20 protein-coding genes are annotated in these 23,507 nt (G+C 73.2%); 13 read left to right on the top strand and 7 right to left on the bottom strand.

What is annotated here, in order from left to right:
- Positions 1-454: 454 nt before the first annotated feature.
- Both H576_RS14010 and H576_RS14005 read right to left on the bottom strand, forming a co-directional pair.
- A complete protein-coding gene (locus tag H576_RS14010; protein WP_036318655.1) occupies positions 455-3,199 on the bottom strand; it encodes a YhgE/Pip domain-containing protein in 2,745 nt (914 codons plus the stop codon).
- On the bottom strand, positions 3,196-5,937 hold the full coding sequence (locus H576_RS14005) for an MMPL family transporter (RefSeq protein ID WP_051172032.1): 2,742 nt from the start codon (positions 5,935-5,937) through the stop codon (positions 3,196-3,198). The genes H576_RS14010 and H576_RS14005 overlap by 4 nt, the downstream gene beginning before the upstream one ends.
- 71 nt (positions 5,938-6,008) lie before the next feature.
- Between H576_RS14005 and H576_RS0102055 the strand changes: the two genes are divergently transcribed.
- A complete protein-coding gene (locus tag H576_RS0102055) occupies positions 6,009-6,647 on the top strand; it encodes a TetR family transcriptional regulator (RefSeq protein ID WP_029149537.1) in 639 nt (212 codons plus the stop codon).
- An 88-nt stretch (positions 6,648-6,735) separates the two neighbouring features.
- A complete protein-coding gene (locus H576_RS0102050; RefSeq protein WP_029149536.1) occupies positions 6,736-7,245 on the top strand; it encodes a hypothetical protein in 510 nt (169 codons plus the stop codon).
- Here H576_RS0102050 and H576_RS0102045 read toward each other — a convergent pair.
- Both H576_RS0102045 and H576_RS0102035 read right to left on the bottom strand, forming a co-directional pair.
- Positions 7,225-7,446 carry a hypothetical protein gene (locus H576_RS0102045; protein WP_029149535.1) on the bottom strand — a complete coding sequence of 74 codons (222 nt, stop codon included), beginning with the start codon at positions 7,444-7,446 and terminating at the stop codon, positions 7,225-7,227. The two genes, H576_RS0102050 and H576_RS0102045, sit on opposite strands and share 21 nt — an antisense overlap.
- A gap of 139 nt (positions 7,447-7,585) precedes the next feature.
- A complete protein-coding gene (locus H576_RS0102035) occupies positions 7,586-8,566 on the bottom strand; it encodes an o-succinylbenzoate synthase (protein ID WP_029149534.1) in 981 nt (326 codons plus the stop codon).
- Positions 8,567-8,632: 66 nt separating this feature from the next.
- Between H576_RS0102035 and H576_RS0102030 the strand changes: the two genes are divergently transcribed.
- From H576_RS0102030 to H576_RS0102005, 6 genes are all read left to right on the top strand, one after another.
- Positions 8,633-9,427 carry an LLM class F420-dependent oxidoreductase gene (locus H576_RS0102030; protein WP_029149533.1) on the top strand — a complete coding sequence of 265 codons (795 nt, stop codon included), beginning with the start codon at positions 8,633-8,635 and terminating at the stop codon, positions 9,425-9,427.
- Positions 9,428-9,497: 70 nt separating this feature from the next.
- A complete protein-coding gene (locus tag H576_RS0102025; RefSeq protein ID WP_029149532.1) occupies positions 9,498-10,409 on the top strand; it encodes a 1,4-dihydroxy-2-naphthoyl-CoA synthase in 912 nt (303 codons plus the stop codon).
- 52 nt (positions 10,410-10,461) lie between these two features.
- Positions 10,462-12,417: a UvrD-helicase domain-containing protein gene (locus tag H576_RS0102020; RefSeq protein WP_169564289.1), complete on the top strand. Its 1,956-nt coding sequence runs from the start codon at positions 10,462-10,464 to the stop codon at positions 12,415-12,417.
- The gene (locus tag H576_RS0102015; RefSeq protein ID WP_029149530.1) at positions 12,414-13,541 is read left to right on the top strand and encodes an AMP-binding protein; all 1,128 of its coding nucleotides are present in this window, start codon (positions 12,414-12,416) and stop codon (positions 13,539-13,541) included. The genes H576_RS0102020 and H576_RS0102015 overlap by 4 nt, the downstream gene beginning before the upstream one ends.
- A 24-nt stretch (positions 13,542-13,565) precedes the next feature.
- Positions 13,566-14,525, top strand: coding sequence for a 1,4-dihydroxy-2-naphthoate polyprenyltransferase (locus H576_RS0102010; RefSeq protein WP_029149529.1), 960 nt, complete (start codon positions 13,566-13,568; stop codon positions 14,523-14,525).
- Positions 14,526-14,557: 32 nt separating this feature from the next.
- On the top strand, positions 14,558-15,358 hold the full coding sequence (locus tag H576_RS0102005; RefSeq protein ID WP_029149528.1) for a siderophore-interacting protein: 801 nt from the start codon (positions 14,558-14,560) through the stop codon (positions 15,356-15,358).
- Positions 15,359-15,367: 9 nt separating this feature from the next.
- Here H576_RS0102005 and H576_RS0102000 read toward each other — a convergent pair whose 3' ends face one another.
- Positions 15,368-15,676 carry a DUF4229 domain-containing protein gene (locus tag H576_RS0102000; RefSeq protein WP_029149527.1) on the bottom strand — a complete coding sequence of 103 codons (309 nt, stop codon included), beginning with the start codon at positions 15,674-15,676 and terminating at the stop codon, positions 15,368-15,370.
- Positions 15,677-15,725: 49 nt separating this feature from the next.
- On the opposite strand from H576_RS0102000, the gene H576_RS0101995 reads away from it, so the two are divergent.
- From H576_RS0101995 to H576_RS0101975, 4 genes are all read left to right on the top strand, one after another.
- On the top strand, positions 15,726-16,121 hold the full coding sequence (locus H576_RS0101995; RefSeq protein ID WP_029149526.1) for a PLD nuclease N-terminal domain-containing protein: 396 nt from the start codon (positions 15,726-15,728) through the stop codon (positions 16,119-16,121).
- On the top strand, positions 16,118-17,797 hold the full coding sequence (gene menD, locus H576_RS0101990; RefSeq protein ID WP_029149525.1) for a 2-succinyl-5-enolpyruvyl-6-hydroxy-3-cyclohexene-1-carboxylic-acid synthase: 1,680 nt from the start codon (positions 16,118-16,120) through the stop codon (positions 17,795-17,797). The genes H576_RS0101995 and menD overlap by 4 nt, the downstream gene beginning before the upstream one ends.
- A gap of 967 nt (positions 17,798-18,764) precedes the next feature.
- Entirely contained in the window at positions 18,765-19,637 is an 873-nt protein-coding gene (locus H576_RS14000; RefSeq protein ID WP_036318650.1) for a polyphosphate kinase 2 family protein, read from the top strand.
- Complete coding sequence (locus tag H576_RS0101975) at positions 19,634-20,749, top strand: glycerate kinase (RefSeq protein WP_036318647.1); 1,116 nt, start codon at positions 19,634-19,636, stop codon at positions 20,747-20,749. Before H576_RS14000 ends, H576_RS0101975 begins: the two co-directional genes overlap by 4 nt.
- Here H576_RS0101975 and H576_RS16035 read toward each other — a convergent pair.
- Positions 20,746-21,282 carry a TetR/AcrR family transcriptional regulator gene (locus H576_RS16035; RefSeq protein ID WP_029149522.1) on the bottom strand — a complete coding sequence of 179 codons (537 nt, stop codon included), beginning with the start codon at positions 21,280-21,282 and terminating at the stop codon, positions 20,746-20,748. The genes H576_RS0101975 and H576_RS16035 overlap by 4 nt on opposite strands.
- 74 nt (positions 21,283-21,356) lie before the next feature.
- Here H576_RS16035 and H576_RS0101965 point away from each other — a divergent pair, with 74 nt between their 5' ends.
- Positions 21,357-22,856: an MFS transporter gene (locus tag H576_RS0101965; protein ID WP_029149521.1), complete on the top strand. Its 1,500-nt coding sequence runs from the start codon at positions 21,357-21,359 to the stop codon at positions 22,854-22,856.
- Here H576_RS0101965 and H576_RS0101960 read toward each other — a convergent pair whose 3' ends face one another.
- The gene (locus H576_RS0101960; protein ID WP_211215756.1) at positions 22,857-23,492 is read right to left on the bottom strand and encodes a YitT family protein; all 636 of its coding nucleotides are present in this window, start codon (positions 23,490-23,492) and stop codon (positions 22,857-22,859) included.
- Between the last annotated feature and the right edge of the window lie 15 nt (positions 23,493-23,507).

Raw genomic sequence — 23,507 nt, 5'->3', positions numbered from 1 at the left:
GCGTTCGTGCGGTCGAGTACGCGCGATGGGGCCGCGGGAAGGGCGAGTGGCCGCGCGAGGGTTCCGCTGGCGCGGTGGGGGGTGTAGGGCCGCACCAGGGTGTCTCTGGCGCGGGGATCCAACTGATTAGCCGTGTGATGGATCCGCTCGCGCGGTGAAACGGGCAGGAAGCCGCGTGAGGGGTGGCGTTCGCGCGGGGATCGGCGTTCGTGCGGTCGAACACGCGCGATGGGGCCGCGGGAAGGGCGAATGGCCGCGTGGGGGAGCGCTTCGCGCGGTGAATTTGGCGAATGGCCGCGCGAGGGATCCGCTCGCGCGGTGGGGCGGGTGTAGGGCCGCGCGAGGGTTCCGCTTGCGCGGTGGGGCGGGTGTAGGGCCGCAGGACGGATCCGCTCGCGCGGTGAAACGGGCAGCTGGCCGCGCCGGCAGTCGAACCCCGGCGCGGCCGCTCGGGTCATGCGACGGCGAGGACCGCCTTCGCCGAGGTGGTGCGGCGGGCCTGCGTCGCGACGATCGTGACGATGAACGCGACGACCGCCCACACCAGCATGGCGACGATCGCTCCGCCGACGGATCCGGATCCCGTGATCGCGCCGAGCATCGCCGTGATCGCGGGGGACGTGGGCATCAGGTCCGACGCCCCGAGGATGATCCCCGGCACGGTCGAGACGATGCCCGCCGCGAGCGTGAGGGTTCCGGCGATCGCCGCGATCCACCTGCCGATGCCGCCGAGAGCCGTGATCAGCGCCTGGTGCACGGCCGCGAACGCGATGCCCGCGATCGCCGCGACGCCGATGATCGCGAGCGAGACCTCGGCCTCGTACCCGCCGATCCACGTCGTGATGAGTCCGACGAGGACGCCCTGGATCGCTCCGACGACGGCACCGGGCAGGAGTCCGAAGAACGCGAGGGCGGCCGACGAGCGGCGCGACGTGAGCGTCCGCGTCGTGACGGGGCGCAGCGCGACGAAGGTCGCGAGCCCGCCGAACCAGAGCACGATCGCCGCGAGGAGCGGCAGCGCGATGTCGCCGAAGACCGCGAGGCCGTCGGAGTCGGACGTGACGGGATCCGTGATCGTCGAGGCGAGGGTCTTCGCCTCGTCGTCGGTGAACGACGGCAGCTGGTCGACCGCGGTGTCGAGCCCGTCGCCGAGCTGCGTCGCGCCGTCGCCGAGCTGGCCGATCCCGTCGCCGAGATCGCCCGCACCGTCCTGCAGCTTCACGGCGCCGTCGGAGAGCTGGGCCGTGCCGTCCGCGGCCTCGGCCGCGCCGGTCGACAGGCTGCCGAGCCCGCTCGCGAGCGAGTACGCGCCGACAGCGGCCTGATCCGCCCCCGCGCCGAGCTGCGTCGCGCCGTCGCCGAGCTGCGTCGCCCCGCCCGCGAGCTGGGTCGCGCCGTCGACGAGCGCGGGCGCGTTCGATCCGAGCTGCGCGATCCCGCCCGAGACCTGCGCGGCGCCGGCCGTGAGCTCCGACGTGCCGTCGGCGAGCTGCGAGGATCCCGACGCGAGCTGCGCGGCGCCGGGGGAGAGCTGCTCGAGGCCGTCGCCGACCTGCGAGAGGCCGTCCGAGAGCTGCGTCGCGCCCGCGGAGAGCTGCGTGACGGCGCCCGAGAGGCCGGGGTTCGCGTCGGTTCCGTCGCCCGCGACCCCGAGGAGGACTTGGTTCGCGCCGTCGGCGACGCCGTGCGCGCCGGTCGCGAGCGGATCGATGCCCGCCGACAGGCTCTGCGCGCCGGACGAGAGCTGCTGCGCGCCCTCGTCGACCGTCGACGCGGCGCCCGCGAGTTCGGTCGCGCCGTCGGTCACCTGTCCGGCGCCGGCCTGGAGCTCGGCGATCTGGGCGCAGAGCGCCTCGGTCCCGCCGAGCGCGGCGCAGTTCTCGGCGAGCTGCTGCAGCCCCGTGGACACCTGCGTCGCGCCGGAGACGAGCCCCTCGTCGCCCGAGAGGCCGGCCGAGATCCCGGCGGTCCCCGTCGCGACGCCCGCGGCGCCCTGGACGAGCGCGTCCGAGCCCGACGCCAGCTCGTCGACCCCGTCGGCGACCTGCGTCGCCCCGGAGACGAGGCCCTGATCCCCCTCGAGCCCCGCCTGCAGCTGCTGCACGCCCTGCGCGAGGCCGGCCTGGTCGTCGGTGCCGGAGATCCCCGCCGCCAGCGCCGCCGCGCCCTCCTCGAGGGTGCTCCCGGATCCGTCGGCGACGACTCCGGCGGTCAGCTGCGCGATCCCGTCCGACAGGTCGGACGCCCCGCTCGCGAGCGACTTCTGGTTCTCGCTGACGGTCGCGAGGCCGTCCGACACCTGCGCGGCGCCGTCGACGAGGCCCGCCTGCGAGGAGGTGCCGTTGAGCCCCGCGTCGACCTGCGACAGCCCGCCGGCGAGCGTCGTCGCGCCGTCGGACAGGGTCGATGCGCCGTCGGCGAGCGAGTACGCGCCGTCCGACAGCGCCGCCGTCCCGGAGCCGAGCTCCGTCGCGCCGCTCTGCGCGGATCCCGCGCCCGTCGCGAGCTGAGCGATCCCGTCGCCGAGCGTGATGATCCCGTCGTCGAGCTGCCCTGCGCCGTCGGCCAGCGACGAGGCGCCGTCCTCGGCCGAGGTCGCGCCGTCGGCGAGCTGGGTCGCCCCGTCCGCGGCATCGCCGAGCTGGTCGCCGAGGTCGCTGAAGCTGAGGAACACGTTCTGCAGCGTCGATTCGGACAGCGTCTGGCCCATCGTCGTCGCGGCGATCGACGAGATCTGCTGCGTGATGACGCCGTCGATGACCTTCGCGTCGTCGGCCGCCTGCACCGAGATCGTCGCCTGCGTCGGGTCGTCGTCGCCCTGGATCGCGTTCGCCGACGACATCGCGGCTTCGCTGAACGACGAGGGGATCGTGACGACGGCGTCGTACGTCCCGTCCTCGAGCCCGCTCTTCGCGTCGTCCTCGTTCGAGATCACCCAGTCGACGTTGCTGTCGAACTCGTCGGATCCCTCGACGAGGCCCGCGGCCAGCTGGCGGCCGAGCGGCACCTGCTGCCCGTCGATCTCGGTGCCGTCGTCGTCGTTCACGATCGCGGCGGTCATCTCGTCGAGCCGCGCCGTGGGGTCGTGGAAGGCGCCCACGAGGATCCCCCCGAGAAGGGCCGGCAGGGCGACGATCCCGAGCAGCGTCACCCAGGTGACGGGGCGCCGGGTCGATGCGCGTTCGATGCGCTTGGTCATGCGATCACCTCGCGGGTCGTGGCGGGCGTGACGTCGAGCACGGCGGGGGAGGCCCACCCGGCGTCGGAGAGGAGGGAGAGGGCGTCGGGCGCGTCGGCCGCCGACGCGACGACCGTGAGCGGATCGGATCCGCCCCGCGCCTCGCGGAGCAGGCGCGCGATGTCGTCGCGGGCGTGCGGCGCGACCGAGTCGACGCCGTCGAGGAGGACGAGCCGGGTGTCGCGGCCGAGCGCGTCGCGGGCGGCGGCGACGGGGTCGTCGGCCTCGCGCAGCAGCGCGACGCCCGCGTGCGAGCGCACCCAGGCGGCGTGGCCGGGCAGCAGGCGCCCGCCGACGCGCAGGCGCCCGTCGCCGTCGTCCGGCGTCACGCGCCCGCCGAACGCGAGGAGCAGGGCGCGGGCGGCGTGCGCGTCGTCCGACGACACGACGAGCGCCTCGCCGGGATCCACGCGAGCGTCCACCCGCGAGACGACGGGCTCGCCGTCGACCGTGATGGACAGATCCTGGGCCGCGATCTGCGCCGTGGTGTCGGGCTCGGGCCAGGAGGCGAGCTGCTCCTCGCGCTCGACGGCGGCGCCCTCGATGTCGAGGTGGGGGAGGATCCGGTCGAGCCAGCGCGGCATCCACCAGGCCTTCGTCCCGAGCAGCGCCATGACGGCGGGGACGAGCGTCATGCGCACGAGGAACGCGTCGACCGCGATGCCGACCGCGAGCGCGAGCGCGATGGGCTTGATGTTCGTGTCTCCCTCGGGAACGAACGCCGCGAACACCGCGAACATGATGACGGCCGCGGCCGTGACCACGCGGGCCGACGCCGCGTACCCCGAGCGGATCGAGTCGATCGCGACCTCGTGCGAGGCGCCGCGGGCGCGGGATCCGTGCACGTAGTCCTCGCGCATGCGCGAGACGAGGAAGACCTCGTAGTCCATCGCGAGGCCGAAGAGCACGCCCATGACGACGATCGGCATGAACGCGATCACGGGCCCCGTCCGACCGACGTTGAGGAGATCGGCGCCCCAGCCCATCTCGAACACCATCGCGACGACGCCGAACGCGGCGAGGATCGACAGCAGGTATCCGAGCGCCGCCTTGAGCGGGACCCAGATCGACCGGAACACGATCATGAGCAGGACGAACGACAGGCCCACGACGAAGATCCCGAACGGCAGGAGCGCGTCGCCGAGCTGGTCGGTGATGTCGATCGACACGGCCGTGAAGCCCGTGACCGAGAAGTCGACGCCGAACTCGTCGAGCCACTCGTCGTGGTGCGCGCGCAGCTCGCGGACGAGGTCGGCTGTCGCGGGATCCGAGGGGCCCGTCTCGGGGATGATCTGGACGATGCCGGTGTCGGCCGTCTCGTTGGGCGTCGCGAGGGCGATGCTCGCGACGCCGGGGATCTTCTCGACGGCGTCCTTCACGTCATCCATGAGCCCCAGCGGGTCGTCGGACGTGATGATCGTGCCGGTCAGGATCAGGGGGCCGTTGGTGCCCTCGCCGAAGTACTCGCCCATCAGGTCGTATGCCTGGCGCGCCTCGTTGTCCTCGGGCAGCACGCCGGCGTTGGGGAGCGCGAGCTGGAGCTGCGTCGCGGGGATCGCGACGGCGCCGAGCCCGATCACGACCACGAGCGTCGTGACGACCGGGTGCTTCGTGACGAGGCCGACCCAGCGCTGCGAGAACCCGCGGGTCGACGCGGGCTTCGGCTTTCGGGGCGCGCGTCCCGCGGCGCGGCCCTTCACGAACCCGAGGAACGCGGGGGTGAGCGTCAGTGCGATGAGGACGGCGACGGCCACGGCGACGGCGGCGGCGATGCCCATCGTCGTGAGGAACGGGATGTTCGCGAAGCCGAGGCCGATGAGGGCGATGAGGACGGTGACGCCCGCGAAGACGACGGCGGACCCCGACGTGCCGACGGCGCGCGCCGTCGAGTCCTCGGGATCCATCCCGGCCCGCACCTGATCCTGGTGGCGCGAGGCGATGAAGAGCGCGTAGTCGATCCCGACGGCGAGCCCGAGCATGAGAGCGAGGAGGGGCGTCGTCGAGCTGACCGTCGTGAAGAAGGTCGCCGACACGATGCCGAGCATCGATACGCCGACGCCGAGGAGTGCGACGCCGAGCGGCACTCCGGCCATCGCGACCGAGCGGAAGGCGATGATGAGCACGATGAGGGCGACGAGCACGCCGAACGCCTCGGTGACCGAGATCGCGGGCAGCTCGGTCGCGAAGATCTCGCCGCCGAGACGGGTCTCGGATCCGTCGGGCAGGTCGCCCGCGAGAGCGTGCACGCGGTCGGTGATCGCGTCCTTCGTCGCGTCGCTGATGTCGGTCTGCGACCCGGAGAGCTGGATCTGCGTGAGCGCCGCGTCGTCGTCGTCCGAGATCGTGCCCGCGACCGTGCCGTCGTAGGGGGAGGTGACGGCCTCGACGCCGTCGATGTCGCCGATGTCGTCGACGGCCTGCTCGATCGCGTCCTGATAGGCGCTCGTCTCGACGCTGTCGCCGTCGGCTGCGACGACGATGAACTGCGCGGAGGATCCCGAGACCTGCGGGAAGGTCCGCGCGAGCTGCTCGAGGCCCTTCTGGGACTCGGTGCCGGGGATCTCGAAGGAGTTGTCGAACCCCTTGTTGAGGCCGGCCGCACCGGCGCCCATGACGAGGAGGATCAGGATCCACGAGCCGAGGACCCGCCAGGGGTGGCGGTAGGACCAGCGGCCGAGTGAGGACAGGAGAGTGGACACGCAGGTGCCTCCGTGGTCAGGACAGGGACGATACGAGACTGTATCCGATACATGTGTGTATCCTGAAACGCGTGAGTGAACTTTCGTCCCCCGACGGCGACGCGCACCCCCTGTCGCGGCGCCGGGAGGCCACCCGCACCCGCCTGCTCGACGCGGCGGCCGAGGTGTTCGCGGAGGTCGGCGTCGCCGGCGCGTCTGTCGAGGCGGTGTCGGAGCGCGCGGGCTTCACGCGCGGGGCGTTCTACTCGAACTTCGCGTCGAAGGAGGAGATGTTCCTCGAGCTCGTCGCGCGCTTCTCGAACGCCCGCGTCGAGTCGGTGCGCGAGCGGCTCGCGGCGCTCGACGAGCCGATCGACGTCCGCGAGGTCGACCGCTTCATCCGCGTGATCGGCGGCGACTTCGCCGACGACGGGGTCGGGTTGCGCCTGCTCGCCGAGATCCGGATCCAGGCGATGCGCGACCCCGAGCTCGCGGAGTCGCTGCGGGCCGAGGACGACCGCATGTGCGCCCAGGTGGCCCGGATCATCGACGAGGTCGTGGAGCGCGGCGAGATCTCGCTGCGGGTCGACACGGCAGACGCCGCCCGCATGGTCCTGTCGGTGTGGGGCGACGCGACGCAGCGCGGGCTGCTCGCGCGGCTCCCCGCCGAGGAGCTCGCGTCCGAGTGCTCGGGCGAGGTCGCGCAGCTCATCCGCCTGCTCGTGGCGTGATCCCCGGGGTGATTGGCGGGTGATTCCGCCATCCCCGCCGCGTGTCGCGGGGGCGCGGGGGGCCTTGCGCGCGCGAGGGTGGACGCCGATGATCACCGAGGCCGTCCCCGAGCGCCTGCGCGCCGTTCCGCTCACGGCCCGCCTCGGCGACGTCGTCGCGTTGGGCGGCGTCTTCGTGTTCTTCTCGGTCGTCACGGTCGTCGACCTCTTCGTGGGGGTCGTCCCGCGCCGCATCACGGCCGGCGAGCACGTGTCGGTCCTCAACCCCGTGCTGTGGCCCGTCGGGCTCGGACTGGGGCTCGCGGGGATCCTCGCGGTCGCCGCGATCGCCCTCGCGGCGTGGCGGGCGGGCGGCTGGTCGCGCCGCCGCGCCGCCGCCTTCGCGTGGGTCGCGATGGCGACGAGCACGGTGTCGGCCATGGCTCTCTCGGCGGGCGTCGTCATCAACCCGGCCTTCGTCACCGCGGCGCTCCCCGGCCTCGACCACATCGCCCTGCGGCTGTGGGGGATCGCGATCGGTGCGGCGATCCTGCTGGGCGGCGTCGCGGTCGCGGCGCTTCCCTTCATGCGCCTCGTCTCAGCCGAACGGGTGCGCTAGCAGCAGCTCGACGTTGCGGTCGCCCGCGGATCCGATCCGGTCGGCGTCGGCGTGCAGGTCGTTGGCCGCGAGCTCGCGGTAGAGCGACGCGAGTCCCGCGGGGCTCAGGTCGTCGTAGGACGCGCGGGCGGGTGCGTCCGACTCGATCATGGTCGTGAAGATCGACAGCGTCCCGTCGCGGTTGTCGGCGATCTCGATCACGCGCGCGAGCTGCGGGAAGTCGATGTGCGACGCCGTCGTGATCTCCCAGAACGACTCGCGGCCCGTCGCGCCGCGGCGGGCCGCGGCGGCGTTGCGGTGGGTGTGACCGTTGACCCAGGCGACGACGCCCGCGGAAACGTCAGGCGGACATCACAGAAAAGCAGGCGCGGATCCGCTCGGCCCACCACGTGCGCCGCTCGGCACTCGCCGCGTGCGCGCCCGCGAGATCCGGATCCACGCGGCGCACCGCGATCGAGCCCGATCGGGGGAGGAACGGGTCGCTCGTCACATCGGCTGTGAGGAGCGCCGCCGTCCCGAGGCCGCAGTCGTGATCGAGGCCCGGAAGGCACGCGGCGAGGTGCGCGCCCTGTGCGAGCCCGACCGAGGTGTCGATCGCCGACGAGACGACGGCGGGCAGGCCCGCGCGTTCGACGATGTCGAGCGCCCGGCGCACGCCGCCGAGCGGCTGCGCCTTGACGATGAGGACGTCGGCGGCCTCGGCGCGGGCGACGGCGAGGGGATCCGCCGCCTTCCGCACCGACTCGTCGGCGGCGATGGGGATCCCCCAGTCGCGCACGCGCCGGCGGATCTCGGCGAGCTCCTCGACGGTCGCGCAGGGCTGCTCGGCGTACTCGATGTCGAACTCGGCGAGGGCGTGGAGCGCGCGTTCGGCCTCGTCGACGTTCCATCCCATGTTGGCGTCGATGCGCACGCGGCCTGCGGATCCCATCGCCTCGCGCGCCGCGGCGACGCGGGCGACGTCGTCGTCGAGCGTCTGGCCGCGCTCGGCGACCTTGACCTTCACGGTGCGGCACCCGTCGTAGCGCGCGAGGATCTCGGCCACGCGATCGGCGGGCACGGCGGGCAGGGTCGCGTTGACCCCGATCTCGGTGCGGTGCGGCGCGGGCTGCGGGGAGAAGGCGAAGTCGATCGCGGCGGCGAGCCACGTCGCGGCCTCCGCGTCGTCGTACTCGAGGAAGGGCGAGAACTCGGCCCAGCCCTCGGGCCCCTCGAAGAGCGCGGCCTCGCGGTGCTCGACGCCGCGGAAGCGCGTGGCGAGGGGCAGGGTCACGACCTGCAGCGTGTCGAGGATCTCGTCGAGCGTCGCGAGGGGCTTCATGGATCCATTGTGAGGGGCACCCGCAGGCCCCCGCTCGGCATGCCCACGCGGGTATATGTTGGCGCCATGCCTCGTACAGACATTCCGGCGCGCCTCGGCGTGCAGCTGCAGCCCCAGCAGTGGGCTTCGTACTCGCTCGTCCGCGACGCCGTGCTGAAGCTCGAGGAGCTCGGCGTCGACGTCCTCTTCAACTGGGATCACTTCTACCCCCTGCACGGCGAGCCCGACGGCGAGCACTTCGAGTCGTGGACCGAACTCGCGGCCTGGGCCGAGCAGACCGAGCGCGTCGAGTTCGGCGCCCTCGTGAACTGCAACGCGTACCGCAACCCCGACCTGCAGGCCGACATGGCCCGCACGATCGACCACATCTCGGCGAAGGGCGGCGAGGGCCGCTTCATCTTCGGCACCGGATCGGGCTGGTTCGAGCGCGACTTCGATGAGTACGGCTACGAGTTCGGCACCGTCGGCTCGCGCCTCGACGCCCTGGGCGAGGCGCTCCCGCGCATCGAGGCGCGCTGGGCGAAGCTCAACCCGGCGCCGACCCGGCGGATCCCCGTTCTCATCGGCGGCGCCGGCGAGAAGAAGACGCTGCGCTACGTCGCGCGTCACGCCGACTACTGGCACTCCTTCGTCTCGCCCGAGGAGCTCGTGCGCAAGCTCGACGTCATCAAGAAGTGGGGCGACGTCGACGGCCACGACGTCTCCGACCTGATCCTTTCGACCGACGTCAAGGGCGACACGGAGACGGCCGACGCGCTGTTCGACGCGGGCACGCGCCTCTTCACGCTGGGCGTCGACGCGAACTCGATCGACTACGACGTCATCCAGGGCTGGCTCGACTGGCGCGACAGCAAGAACTGAGCCGCGCGTCGCGAGGGGCGGGCCGGTCTGCGGATCGGGCCGCCCCTCGTCGCGTCCTACCCTGGAACCCATGACCGAGCGCTTCGTCTCCGACATCTTCGACCCGTCGATCTGGACGGAGGCGCCCGGATCCGAGGGGTACCGCGACATCACGTCGCACGTGTCGCTCGACGGCCGCATCGCCCGCGTCGCGTTCGACCGCCCCGAGGTGCGCAACGCGTTCCGCCCGGGAACCGTCGATGAGCTGTATCGCGCGCTCGAGATCGCGCGCACGGATCCGAAGATCGGCGTCGTCCTCCTGACGGGCAACGGGCCGAGCCCCAAGGACGGCGGCTGGGCGTTCTGCTCGGGCGGCGACCAGCGGATCCGCGGACGCGACGGGTACAAGTACTCCGAGGACGAGGCCTCCGTCGACGATCCCGCCCGCGCGGGGCGCCTCCACATCCTCGAGGTTCAGCGGCTGATCCGCTTCATGCCGAAGGTCGTCATCGCCGTCGTCCCCGGCTGGGCCGCGGGCGGCGGGCACTCGCTGCACGCCGTCGCCGACCTGACGATCGCGTCGCGGGAGCACGGCCGGTTCAAGCAGACCGATGCCGACGTGGGGTCCTTCGACGCGGGGTACGGATCCGCGTACTACGCGAAGCAGATCGGCCAGAAGCTCGCCCGCGAGGTGTTCTTCCTCGCAGAGGAGTACTCGGCCGAGCGCGCCTACGAGATGGGCGCCGTCAACCGCGTCGTCGCGCACGCCGACCTCGAGGCCGAGGCGGTCGCGATGGCGCGCACGATCCTGGGCAAGTCGCCGACCGCGATCCGCATGCTCAAGTACGCGTTCAACGCGGCCGACGACGGCATGGTCGGCCTCCAGCTCTTCGCCGGCGAGACGACCCGCCTCGCCTACGGCACGGACGAGGCCGTCGAGGGCCGCGACGCCTTCCTCGAGAAGCGCGACCCCGACTTCGGGCGGTTCCCGTATCACTACTGATCGGCCGGTCTTGCGCCCTCCGCTCCCAGCCGCCGGGGGCAGGATGGATCCGGTGCCTGCTCAAGAAGGATCCCGACGTCTCGGATCGCCCCTGATGCGCGAGGCGGGCCCCTCTCGATGGGCGCGGATCCTCGCGCGGCCGCAGGACTGGGCGGTGCACGTCGATCGCGACGGCATCGCGATGCGGGTCGGCGAGCGGGTTATCCGGCGATCGATCGCCCCCGTCGACCTCGCGTTCGAAACGCGCGGGCTGTGGCACGAGATCGTCGTCCCCGAGACGGGGGAGAACCTGCGCGGCCTGTCGCGCCGCGACCGCGACGAGCTCGAGCGCGCCATCGGAGCGAGCGTCCTCGAGCGCATGTGCGTCGACTGGCTCGGCGCGTTCGGCCGCGCCGTCATCGCCGAGGCCGAGGCGGGGAGGTGGATCCCCGAGCGCTTCGTCGCGGAATGGGACGGGATCCGCGCGGCCGTCGTCGCCGGCAAGGCCCCCGAGTTCGCGCGGCTCGTCGCGGAGGCGCGGCGCGGTGGGCTCGACGACGTCGGGCGCGACGCGGTGCTCGCGGTCGACGCGCAGGGATCCGTCCGCGAGGCGGTCGCCGCCGAGAACGAGCGGACCTTCGCGCGCCTGAAGAAGGCGGAACGGGAGTTCTTCCGGTCGATCGAGGCGCTGCCGCTGACCGACGAACAGCAGCGCGCGGTCGTGGCCTTCGACGACAGGGTCCTCCTCGTCGCGGCGGCCGGATCGGGCAAGACGTCGACGATGATCGCGAAGGCCGCGTGGGCCGTGCACCGGGGCATCGCGGATCCCGACCGGATCCTCATGCTCGCCTTCAACCAGGCCGCGGCGGGCGAGCTGCAGGAGCGCGCCGACGACCGCTTCGAGCGCGCCGGGATCCCCGCGGGCGTCGAGGCGCAGACCTTCCACGCCTTCGGCCTGCGCGTCATCACCGAGGCGACGGGATCCCGCCCCGAGGTCGCCGAGATGGACGACGAGGTCCTCGGCGACGTCGACGGCTTCGACCGCGAGCTCGTCCGCACCGCCGTCGCCCACGCGCGGGCGGGCAGGCTCACGAAGACCGAGCTGTGGCGGCGCGCGAAGGAGGCTGAGGATCCGGATCGCGCCCGCGCGTTCGCCGGGGTCGTCATCCGCGTGCGCGACGCGTGGGACGCGCACCTGAAGGCCACGGGGTCCGTCGACTTCGAGGAGATGCTCGCACGGGCCGCCGACCTCATCGAGCGGGGGAGATGGGCCTCGCCGTACCGCGTGGTCCTCGTCGATGAGTTCCAGGACGCGTCGCGCTCGCGCGCCCGCCTCGTCGCGGCTCTGCAGGGCGACGACACCTTCCTCACGGCCGTCGGCGACGACTGGCAGTCGATCTACCGCTTCGCGGGCAGCGACCTCACGGCCATGACCCGCTTCGACGAGACCTTCGGGCGCGCCGAGACGCTGCGGCTCACCCGCACCTTCCGCGGAGGGCGCGAGCTCGCCCGCATCGCCGGCTGCTTCGTCCAGCGCAACCCCGGCCAGCTGCGCAAGAGCGTGCGCTCGCAGAACAGCCACCCGGATCCCGTGTCGCTCGTCCGCACCGACGACCCGCGGGCGGCGGTGGCCGAGCGGCTCGCGGAGATCGCCCGCGCGGGCGAGCGGCGGAGCGTCGTCGTCATCGGGCGGTTCCGCCGCGACGAGCGGATCGTCCCGGCGCAGATGCCCGAGAACCTCGACGTCTCGTTCCGCACGGCCCACGCGGCGAAGGGCCTCGAGGCCGACCACGCGATCATCGCGAGCGACGGCTTCGGGGCGGGCCGCGGCGACGATCCGCTCCTTTCGCTCGTGCTGCCGGAGGCGGATCCCTTTCCCCTCGCCGAGGAGCGGCGCCTGTTCTACGTCGCCCTCACGCGGGCCCGCCGGGACGTCACGCTCGTGGCGGGCGCGTCGCCCTCGCCGTTCGTCGACGAGCTCGTCGCCGATGGTGCGGTGTCGGATGATCGTGCGATGGTGGCGTCATGAGGCTCGAGCGCGCGACGTCGACAGATCCGCGCGACCTGCTGCGCGCCCTGCGCGGTGCGGTGCTCGGGGCGGGTCCCGCGATCGCGCTCGGCGACGCCGAGGTTCCGGAAGAGGTCCCCGCCGGCACTGCCGTCGTCCTGACGACCTCCGGATCGACCGGGGTGCCGAAGTCGGTCGTCCTCTCGCGCTCGGCCCTCACGGCGTCGGCCCTTGCGACGGCCGAGCAGATCGGCGAGGGGCACTGGCTGCTGCCGCTCGCGGGCGGATACATCGCGGGCGTACAGGTCATGGTGCGCGCCCTCGTCGCGGGCCGCGACCCCGCGATCCTCGCGGGCCGGTTCACGGCCGAGTCCTTCGCGCATGCCGCGGGCGGCATGAACTCCTACGCCGACGGATCCCGCGTGCCCCGGCTCACCTCGCTCGTGCCGGCCCAGCTGCAGACGCTGGTCGACGCGGGCGAGCGAGACCCGCTCATCGCCCGCGCGCTCGCGGGCTTCGACACGATACTCGTCGGCGGGCAGCGCCTGCCCGAAGCGCTGCGCGAACGGGCGATCGCCCTCGGTGCGCGCGTCGTCCGCACCTACGGATCCACCGAGACGAGCGGCGGCTGCGTCTACGACGGGGTCCCGCTCGGCGGCGTGACGGTGCGGTCGGTCGACGGCGAGCTGCGGATCACGGGGCCGAACCTCGCCGACGGCTATCTCGGGGATCCGTCCCGCACGGCTGATGTATTCCCCGAGGAGAATGGGGTGCGCTGGTACCGCACGGGCGACGCCGGGGCCGTCGCCGGAGGCGTCGTCTCGGTCACAGGCCGCATCGACAACGTCATCGTGTCGGGCGGGGTCAACGTGTCGCTCGACCGCGTCGAGGCCGCCGTCCGCGAGATCCCGGGGCTCGGCGACGCGGTCGTCGTGCCGGGCGCGCACGAGCGGTGGGGCCAGACGCCCGTCATCGTCACGACGGGCGCGCCGGATCTGCTCACCGCGGCCCGAGCCGCCGTCGAGCGCGAGATCGGCAAGCCCGCCCGCCCCGACCGCCTCGTCACGATCGCCGAGATCCCGCGCCTCGCGAGCGGCAAGCCCGACAGGCGCGCGCTTCGGGAGCTCGTCTCGGCGAACGCATGACCGGCCCCGATACGATCGACGCTCGTGGCGAAGACCAAGCAGCTCAAGCACGTCAGCGGCAACCCGGCGAAGCGGGGTGGACCGGGCGGCGCGCAGCCGATGAAGAAGATCACCCTCGGCGACTGGATCGGCGCCGCGCGCCTGCGCACCCTGCCCCTCTCGATCACCCCGGTCCTCGTGGGCACGGGCGCCGCGATCTCGGGTGACGAGCAGCACCTCTTCCACTGGGTCATCGCCCTCGCGTGCCTCGTCGTCGCCGTCGCGCTGCAGATCGGCGTGAACTTCGCGAACGACTACTCCGACGGCGTCAAGGGCACCGACGACTTCCGCGTCGGCCCCGCTCGCCTCACGGCATCGGGGCGCGTCTCGTCGCGCTCGGTCCTCGTCGTCGCCCTCGTCTTCTTCGCGATCGCCGCCGTCGCGGGCCTCGCGATCGTGATCCGCACGCAGCAGTGGTGGATGCTCATCGCCGGCGCCGCGTGCATCGTCGCGGCCTGGTTCTACACGGGCGGCAAGCGCCCCTACGGCTACAACGCGCTCGGCGAGGTCTTCGTCTTCGTCTTCTTCGGGCTCGTCGCGACGCTCGGGACCATGTGGGCCCAGGTGCAGTTCCTCACGCAGGAGGGCTGGTTCGGCGCGATCGCCACGGGATTCCTCGCCTGCGCCGTGCTCCTCGCGAACAACCTGCGCGACATCCCCCAGGACCGCCAGGCCGGCAAGCGCACCCTGAGCGTCGTCGTCGGACCGCTCGCGACGAAGATCCTCTACACGGTGTTCGTCGGCCTCGCGTTCGCGATCGCGGCGTGGGTCGCGCTCTTCTACCCGATCGCGTGGCTCGTGTTCTTCGCGCTGGTCCTCGCGGGGCCCGCGATCCTCATCGTCTGGATGGCGAAGACGCCGCGCGAGCTCATCACGGCGCTCGCTCTCACCTCGTTCGCGAGCCCCGTGTTCGGGATCTTCTTCGCCTGGGCGCTGATCGGCTAGGTTAGGGTCTCCTTATCTGAGCGAGGAGTCCCATGAGCAACATCACCGTCACGCACGCCGATTCCGGGCTCGTGCAGGCCGAGGCGCTGCGCCGCGAGCGCGTCACGCCGCACATGATCCGCGTGACGATCGGGGGCGACGACCTCGCGCGCTTCGCGTATCGCGGCTTCGACCAGTGGTTCCGGCTCGCGCTCCCCGTGCACGGCGAAGGCGGGCTCGACCGCATGCCCCAGCGCTTCGGAGTCGGCGGCTACCTGAAGTACCTGCGGGTGCCCAAGGGATCCCGTCCCGTCGTGCGCAACTACACGGTGCGGGCCTTCCGCGCCGAGGAGCGCGAGCTCGACATCGACTTCGTCGTGCACGGCGACGACGGCATCGCCGGCCCCTGGGCCGCGCGCGTCGAACCGGGCGAGCGCGTCGCGTTCATCGACCAGGGCTGCGGCTGGGCGCCGGTGCCCGAGGCGTCGCGCCACCTCATCGTCGCCGACGAGAGCGGCCTGCCTGCCGCGCTCGGCATCCTCCGCGACATGCCGCGCGACAGCGTCGGCGACGCCGTCATCGAGCTCTTCGACGAGCGCGACCGGCAGGACGTCGACGCGCCCGACGGCGTCGCGGTGCACTGGCTCGTCAGGCCGGCCGGATCCGTCCCCGGCGCCGCCGCGCTGCCGCTCACGCGCGCCCTGGAGGTCGATCCCGAGGGCCTCTACGGCTTCGCGGTCGGCGAGCAGGCCCTCGCGTCCGGTGTGCGCCGCCACCTCGTGGGCGAGCGCGGCGTGCCGAAGAAGTCGGTCACCTTCTCGGGCTACTGGCGCCTCGGCCGCAGCGCGCCCTGACCCGGCGGGTCAGTCGATCTTCTCGCCCTGGATCCGCTCGTTGGCGTCGTTCTCGACGTCCTCGTCGAGCTCGCGCGCCGTCTTCGCGTGCGGCTTCTTCGTCTTCTTGGTCCGGCGGCGGTCGTAGATCCCCTCCGAGACCTGCCCGAGCGGGCGCTGGAGCACGAGGATCGACAGGCTCACGCCGATGAGCGCCGCGAAGATCACGGCGAGCCACCACAGCGACTGGAAGACGGGGAAGACCAGCAGGATCGCGAGCGGCACCACGAAGAACAGGATGCGCAGGACCGAGTAGAGGATGACGGAGCGGATCTTCACGCCTCCATCGTAGGAAGAGACCCTGGCCACCGGCTCGTAAGATGGAGACGTGGCCCGACTTCTCATCCTCCTCGCCGTGGCCGCGGCGGTCTTCACCGTGTTCTGCATCGTCGACTGCGCGGTCCAGCCCGAGTCGCGCCATCGCGGGGCGCCGAAGGGCGTGTGGGTCGTCATCACCCTCGTGCCCGTGATCGGCGGCATCCTCTGGCTCACGATCGGCCGCTCGCGCGGCGGCCAGGCGCAGCAGCCCGCCTCGCCGGTGCTCGCGCCCGACGACGACCCGTCGTTCCTCGCTGCCTCCGACGAGCGGATCCGCCGCCTCGAGGAGGAGATCGCGATGCTCGACGCCGAGGAGCGCTTCCAGAGCGAGTCGTTCGACCCCGAGAAGCCGAGCGGCGACGAGCCCGACGACGAGGGCGACGGCCCGCGCGGCGTCGGCGCATGACCTCACCCGCGACCGAGGCGTCCGCGGCCCTGCTGGACGCCCTCGTGGCACTCGGGGTGCGCGACGTCGTCGTGAGCCCCGGATCCCGGTCGCAGGCGCTCGCGCTCGCGGCGGCCGAGCTCGAGAGGCAGGGTCGGATCGCGCTGCACGTGCGCATCGACGAGCGCGGGGCGGGGTTCACGGCGCTCGGCATCGGCCGCGAGACGCGCGTGCCCGCCGCCGTGATCTGCACCTCCGGAACCGCCGTCGCGAACCTCCTTCCGGCCGCGCTCGAGGCGCACCACGCGGGCGTCCCGATGATCCTGCTCACCGCCGACCGGCCGCCCGAGCTGCGCGGCGTCGGCGCCAACCAGGCCACCCGCCAGCCGGGGATCTTCGGATCCGCGGCGCGCTTCGCCGAGGACGCCGCGACTCCCGACGGACACGACGGCGAGGCGGGGGAGTTCCGTCGCCTCGCGGCGCGCGCCTTCGTCGCGTCGGCCGCCGAGAGCGTGCAGGGCGTCGCGCACCTCAACCTTCCGTTCCGGGAGCCGCTCGCGGGCGAGCTGCCCGCGTGGTTCCGCGACGGATCCGCCTCCGACACCGTCGCGTACGCGCAGACGCTGATCCCGGATCCGCCCGAGCCGACGGTCCTCGAGCGCGGGCCGCGCACGGTCGTCGTCGCGGGCGCCGACGCGGGGGAAGACGCCGAGATCGTCGCGGCGCAGGGAGCATGGCCGCTGCTGGCCGAGATCGTCAGCGGGTCGCGCTACGGGCGCCACGCCGTGAACGGGTTCCGGGCGGCGCTGCGCGACGAGTCGCTCGGCGGACGGATCGAGCGGGTCGTCGTCGTGGGGCACCCCACGCTGCACCGCGAGATCACGGCGCTCCTGAAGCGCGGCGACCTCGACGTCGTGGCGCTCACGGCGACCGACGAGCCGCTCGACCTCAACGGGCGCACCCGCGCGGCCGACGCCGTCGCCATCGCGCCGGGCGACGCGGATCGCGCCTGGATGCGGGCGTGGAGCGACTGGTCGCACGCGCACGCCGTCGATCTCGAGCCCGCCGCTCCCGACAGCGACGGGCTCGCGTCGCGGGATCCGAAGCTCCGCCTCGCCGCCGTGAAGGCCGAGATGGCGGCTGTGCGGACGCCGCTCGACCGCGAGCAGCTCGTCGCCGGCGTCTGGCGCGCGACGTGGCCGCACGACCGCCTCGTCTTCGCGTCGAGCCGGCTCGTGCGCGTCGCGGACGACGTCCTCGTGGGGAAGAAGGTGCCCGTGCACGCGAACCGCGGGCTCGCGGGGATCGACGGCACGATCGCGACGGCGATCGGCATCGCCGCGGCGAGCCAGCGTGGCGGCCGGCCCGGCGTCACGCGCGTGCTCATCGGCGACCTCGCGCTGCTGCACGACGCGGGATCCCTCCTGCTCCCGCCGGGCGAGACGGCGCCGCGGATCCAGCTCGTCGTCGGCAACGACGGCGGGGGCACGATCTTCGACGGCCTCGAGGTGGCATCGGTCGCGGGGGCCGACGCGATGGACCGCGTGCAGTTCACTCCGCACGCCGTCGACATCGCGCAGCTCGCGGCGGCGTACGGGTGGCAGCACATCCGCGCCACGACCCGGTCCGAGCTCGACGTCGCCCTGACGTCGCCCGTCGCGGGCCCGCAGATCGTCGAGATCCCACTCGCCCGCTGACCCGCCGCCCGTCCGTCTGTCCGCGCACCCGCGGCGCAGGACTACGGCAGATTCCGCCCGTCCGGCCTCCCACTCGGCGTGTCGGGGCCTCGCGGCTGGTTTCTGCCGTGGTCGTGCCCGCCCGCGGAGTGCTGTCCCGCGGCCGGGCCCTCCCGCGACGACGTGCTCTCCGCCGCCGCCCGGACGGCGGCGGCTGCTGCCACCCCGCGGTGCACGAATACGGCGGAAATCGCGCTCTCGGGGGCCGAGGTCGGCGTGTCGGGGGAGGGCGACGCGATCCTGCCGTCGTCGTGCCCGGGCGGTGCCTCGGGCGGCGGCTGCTCGGCGGGCGCGGCCGGCGGCGAAGGGCGCCGGCTGGGCCGGAATCCGGGGCGCCCGCGGTCCGGGTCAGCCGGGCGTCGTCGTGGCAGCCCCGGCCACGGCCCGCCGCCCACCCGGCTGCACGACTACGGCGGAAAGCCGCGGACTCCCGGGGACACGCCGCTCCGCGGCCCGTGGCGGCGAGATCTGCCGTCGTCGTGCGCAGGCGCGCGCGGTGCCGCCGCCCGGGGAGCTGTGTGTCGTGGTCGCGGGCCGCGGCATCGACGCCCGGACGACGGCGAGTGCACGACTACGGCGGAGATCGCACACCGCAGAGCCGAGGTCGGCGTGTCGGGGGTGGTCGGCGGGATCCTGCCGTAGTCGTGCTCGGCCGGCGGCGGCGGCGGCGGTCGGGCGGGGCTCCCGTGAGCGGTGCGCCGGCGGGCGGGGCTCCCGTGAGCGGTGCGCCGGCGGGCGGGGCTCTGCCGAGCTGGGCGCAGCCGAGCCGGGCCGGCGGGGCACGGCGGCCGGTGGCCGGGCGGGGCCGGCGCAGGACGACGGCAGATCCGGTGCTCCGGGGCGCGGAGGCGGCGTGTCGCGGGGCCTCGGGGACATTCCGCCGTCGTCATGCGCCGACGCCCGGCGCGGGATGCGGTTGACTGAGGACATGACCGCGAAGAGTCAGATGAAATGGGGCAAGGACGCCCTCGAAGCGCTGCGGGTCGGGCGCGGGTTCCAGCTGAGCGATGTCGACGCCCGCGCGACGCCCGGGTACGACGGCGACAAGGCCGACGGTGAGCGCGACCTCGCGCGCGGCCTCGACCAGCTCGCCGAGTACCAGGAGCGGCTCTTCGCCTCCGGCCACGCCGGAGGCGCGAAGGACTCGGTGCTGCTCGTGCTGCAGGCGATGGACTCGGCGGGCAAGGGCGGGATCGTCCGCCACGTCGTCGGCGGCGTGGATCCGCAGGGCGTCGAGCTCGCGGCGTTCAAGGCGCCGACGCCGGAGGAGCGCGAGCACGACTTCCTCTGGCGCATCGAGAAGCGCGTTCCGCGCCCGGGCTACATCGGCGTGTTCGACCGATCGCACTACGAGGACGTCCTCATCGGCCGTGTGCGCGAGCTGGCCCCGCGTGACGAGATCGAGCGCCGCTACGGCACGATCAACGACTTCGAGAAGCGCCTCGTCGACGGCGGCACCCGCGTCGTCAAGGTCATGCTGAACCTCTCGTACGCCGAGCAGGGCGAGCGGCTCATGGATCGCCTCGACCGCCCCGACAAGCACTGGAAGTTCAATCCGGGCGACGTCGACGAGCGCGCGCTCTGGCCCCAGTACCAGGAGGCGTACCAGGTCATGCTCGAGCGCACCTCGACCGACGTCGCGCCGTGGCACGTGATCCCCGCGGATCGCAAGTGGTTCGCCCGTCTCGCGGTGCAGGCGCTGCTGCTCGAGACGCTCGAGGGGATCGACCCGCAGTGGCCGGCCGCCGACTTCGACGTCGAGCACGAGAAGGCGCGCCTCGCCGAGACGATGGCGGCATGACCGCGCGCCGCATCGTCATCGCACCCGACAGCTTCAAGGGGTCCGCGGCTGCGGCCGACGTCGCGGTCGCGCTCGCCGAGGGATGGATCCGCTCGGCCCCCGCCGACAGCTTCGCGCTGCGCCCCATGGCCGACGGGGGCGAGGGGACCCTCGACGCGTTCGAGAAGGCGGTCGACGGATCCCAGCGCGTCCCCGTGCGCGTCACGGGCCCGACGGGCTTTCCGGTCGACGCGGCGTGGCTGCGCCTCCCCGCGACCGACGACCTCCCGGGCGGCACGGGCGTCGTGGAGCTCGCGAGCACCTCGGGCATCGAGCTGCTCGGCGACGAGCGCCGCGGGCTCACGGCGTCGACGCTGGGCTTCGGCCAGGCGATCGCCGCGGCGCTGACGGCTGGCGTCTCTCGCCTCGTCCTCGGGATCGGATCCAGCGCGTCGACCGACGGCGGCGTCGGGGCTCTCACGGCCCTCGGCGCCCGCTTCCTCGGCGGGTTCGGCGCCTCGATCGCGCCGGGCGCCGAGGGCCTCGACGAGGTCGCGACGGCCGACCTCTCGGGCCTCCGCCCGATGCCCGACGGCGGCGTCCTCGTCCTGAGCGACGTCACGAACACGCTCACGGGCCCGAACGGCGCCGCGGCTGTCTTCGGCCCGCAGAAGGGCCTCGACCCGGCGGGGATCGCCCGGGCCGACGCGGGCCTCGCGCGCCTCGCCGCCGTGCTGGAGCGGCAGGATCTCGCGGAGGCGGCGGGATCGGGCGCCGCGGGCGGCACGGGCTTCGGCCTCCTCGCGTGGGGAGCCGAGCTCGTCCCGGGCGCCGCCGAGATCGCCGAGCTCACGGGCCTCGCGGGCGACATCGCGGGCGCGGATCTGGTGGTCACGGGCGAGGGACGCTTCGACGGGCAGTCGGCCGCGGGCAAGGCCCCCGCGCACGTCGCCCAGCTGGCGCGCGCCGCGGGCGTCCCCGTCGCGCTCGCCGCGGGATCCATCGACGGCGACGCCGGTGCGTTCGCCGCGACGGCGTCGCTCACGGCTCTCGCGGGATCCGCGGAGCGGGCGATCGCGGATCCCCTCGGCTTCCTCCGCGACGCGGGCGAGATTCTGGCGCGCGGAGCCTAGCCCCGCGCCATGCGGGCCAGCTCGGCGAGGATCTCGTCGCGCTGGCCTGCGGGGTACGGGGCCTGCTGCATCGCCTCGTCGACCCAGATGCCGTCGGCGGCGGCGAGGGCGATCTGCTGGCCGCGGGTGAGGGTCGCGATGTCGCCGACCCACTTGTCGCGCAGGCTCAGCCAGATCTCGACGTAGCTCTCGTCGCGCATGACGTCGACGAGGGCGGAGAGCTCGCCGACCCCGTCGATCCCCGTGCCCGCCGTGGCGGACGAGAGGATGAACGCCACGATCCGATCCTCGCGCGAGGCCGACGCGTAGGGCTCGTCGAGGTACCGCTCGACGTCGTCGTCCCACTGGTCGATGATCTCCTGCACCGTCGCGCGGACGAGGTCGTCCTTGGTGGGGAAGTGGTAGATCACGCCGCCCTTCGTCACGCCCGCCTCCTCGGCGACGGCGTCGAAGGTCAGGGCGCCGAGGCCCGTGCGGGCGGCGACCCGGATCGCTCCGCGGACGATCGTGGTTCGCGCGCTCGGCCTGCTCATGTCGCCCCACGATACCCGGGCGATGCTCGGCTCCTGCCCAGTTTCTATACTGACCGGTCGGTATAGTTATCGGCATGGCGACAACGGAACTCACGGCCCGCCGCGCGGGCGCACGCGAATGGTCGGCGCTCGTCGTCCTGACTCTCGCGATCGTGCTGCTCGCGGTCGACGCGACGGTCCTGGCGCTCGCGGTGCCCGCGCTCACGCGGGCGCTCGAGCCGAGCGCGACCGAGGTCCTCTGGATCGGCGACATCTACTCGTTCGCGATCGCGGGCCTCCTCGTCACGATGGGCAACGTGTCGGACCGCGTGGGGCGCAGACGGATGCTGATCATCGGCGCCGCGTCCTTCGGGATCGCCTCGGTGCTCGCGGCGTTCGCCCCGACGTCGGGGATCCTCATCGCGGCCCGCGCCCTCCTCGGCCTCGCGGGCGCCGCGATCATGCCGTCGACGCTGTCGATCATCCGCGACATGTTCCGCGACGCGCAGCAGCGCACGCTCGCGATCTCGGTATGGTCGGTCGGCTTCACCGCCGGATCCGCGCTCGGCCCGCTCGTGGGCGGCGCGCTCCTCGAGCACTTCTGGTGGGGATCCGTCTTCCTCATCAACGTGCCCGTCATGGTCCTCGTCGTCGTGGGCGGCGCGATCCTCGTCCCCGAGTCGCGGAACCCGAACCCCATGCGGATCGATCTCGCGTCGGTCGTGCTCTCGTTCCTCGCGATCGTGCCGGTCGTCTACGGCATCAAGCAGCTCGCGCACGCCGACCTCGGCCCGGCGACGTGGGCCGGGATCCTCGTGGGCGGCGCGGCCGGATGGGGCTTCGTCAGGCGGCAGAGGCGGCTCGAGCAGCCGCTCGTCGACGTCGCGCTCTTCGCCAACCCGGCGTTCTCCGGCGCCATGGCGGCGAACGTCATCGCGATCTTCGCCGGCACGGGCCTGCTCTTCTTCTACTCGCAGTACCTGCAGCTCGTGCGGCGGTTCTCGCCGCTGCAGGCGGGCCTCGGCGAGCTCCCCATGGCGATCGGCGGCGTCGCGGTCGTCGCGGTGGTCGCGTGGATCGTGCGCCGCTGGGGCCGCGGGAACGCGCTCGGGATCGGCATGCTCGCGATGGCGCTGGGCCTCGCGGGGCTCGTCTTCGCCGAGGGCGCCGCGTCGTTCGCGTGGATGGCGTCGATCCTCGTCGTCATCGGCCTCGGCATGGGCCTCGCGGGGGCCGTCGCGACCGACGCGATCGTCGGAGCGGTCCCGCGCGAGCGCGCCGGCGCTGCGTCGTCGATCTCCGAGATGGGAAACGAGCTCGGCGCCGCCCTCGGGATCGCGATCCTCGGATCCGTCAACACGGCGATCTACCGCGCGTTCGTCGAGATCCCCGCGGGGACCGACGCGTCGGTCGCGCGGGCGGCGAACGAGTCGCTCGCCCAGCTCGCGAGCGTCGCGGGCGAGGGCGCGCTCCTCGAGTCGGGGCGCGAGGCGTTCACGCTCGCGATGCAGGGCACGTCGGCGATCGCCGCGGTGCTCGTCGCCGCGGCCGCGTACATCGCGTGGCGCCGGGTGCCGCGCGGCGACGTCGACTGATCAGCTCGCGACGTAGCGGCCGGGCCGGTGGTTGAGTGCGATCAGGAAGTTCATGACGATCGCGCCGATCGCCGACGCCAGGACCGTCGGCCAGGGGGAGACGAAGAACGACAGCGCCACGACGCACGTGTCGGCGCACATGAGGAGGTAGCCCGCGCGCCAGCCGAAGCGGTCCTGCAGGATCAGCGCGACGATGTTGAAGCCGCCGAGGCTCGATCCGTGGCGGAAGAGCACGAGGACGCCGACGCCCGCGAGGACGCTGCCCATGATCGCGGCGACGAACGGGTCGAGCTCGAGGTGGCCGAGGACCTGCGGCATCGCGTACACCGAGCTGAGCGCCGAGACCGCCGCGATCGAGAACCCGCTGCGGAGGATGAAGCCCCACCCGCGGCCGCGCACGGCGAAGAGGAAGAACGGCAGGTTCACGAGGACGAAGAGCGCCCCGAACGGCAGCGGCGTCGCGTAGCTCAGGAGCAGCGACAGCCCCGCGGTCCCTCCCGTGACGTCGCCGCCCGAGTGCAGGAGGAACAGGCCGAGCGAGACGACGACGATGCCCGTCGCGAGGCCGACCGCGTTCTCGACGTGCGAGTGGTGCAGGATGCGGTACTCGGGCGTGCGCTGCGCGGTGGTGGTCATTCCACCCATTGTCGG

The sequence above is a fragment of the Microbacterium indicum DSM 19969 genome (genome assembly GCF_000422385.1).
In the GTDB taxonomy this organism is placed as follows: domain Bacteria; phylum Actinomycetota; class Actinomycetes; order Actinomycetales; family Microbacteriaceae; genus Microbacterium; species Microbacterium indicum.
Note: the sequence above shows the minus strand (reverse complement) of the source record. Positions and strands in the feature narration are given on the sequence as shown.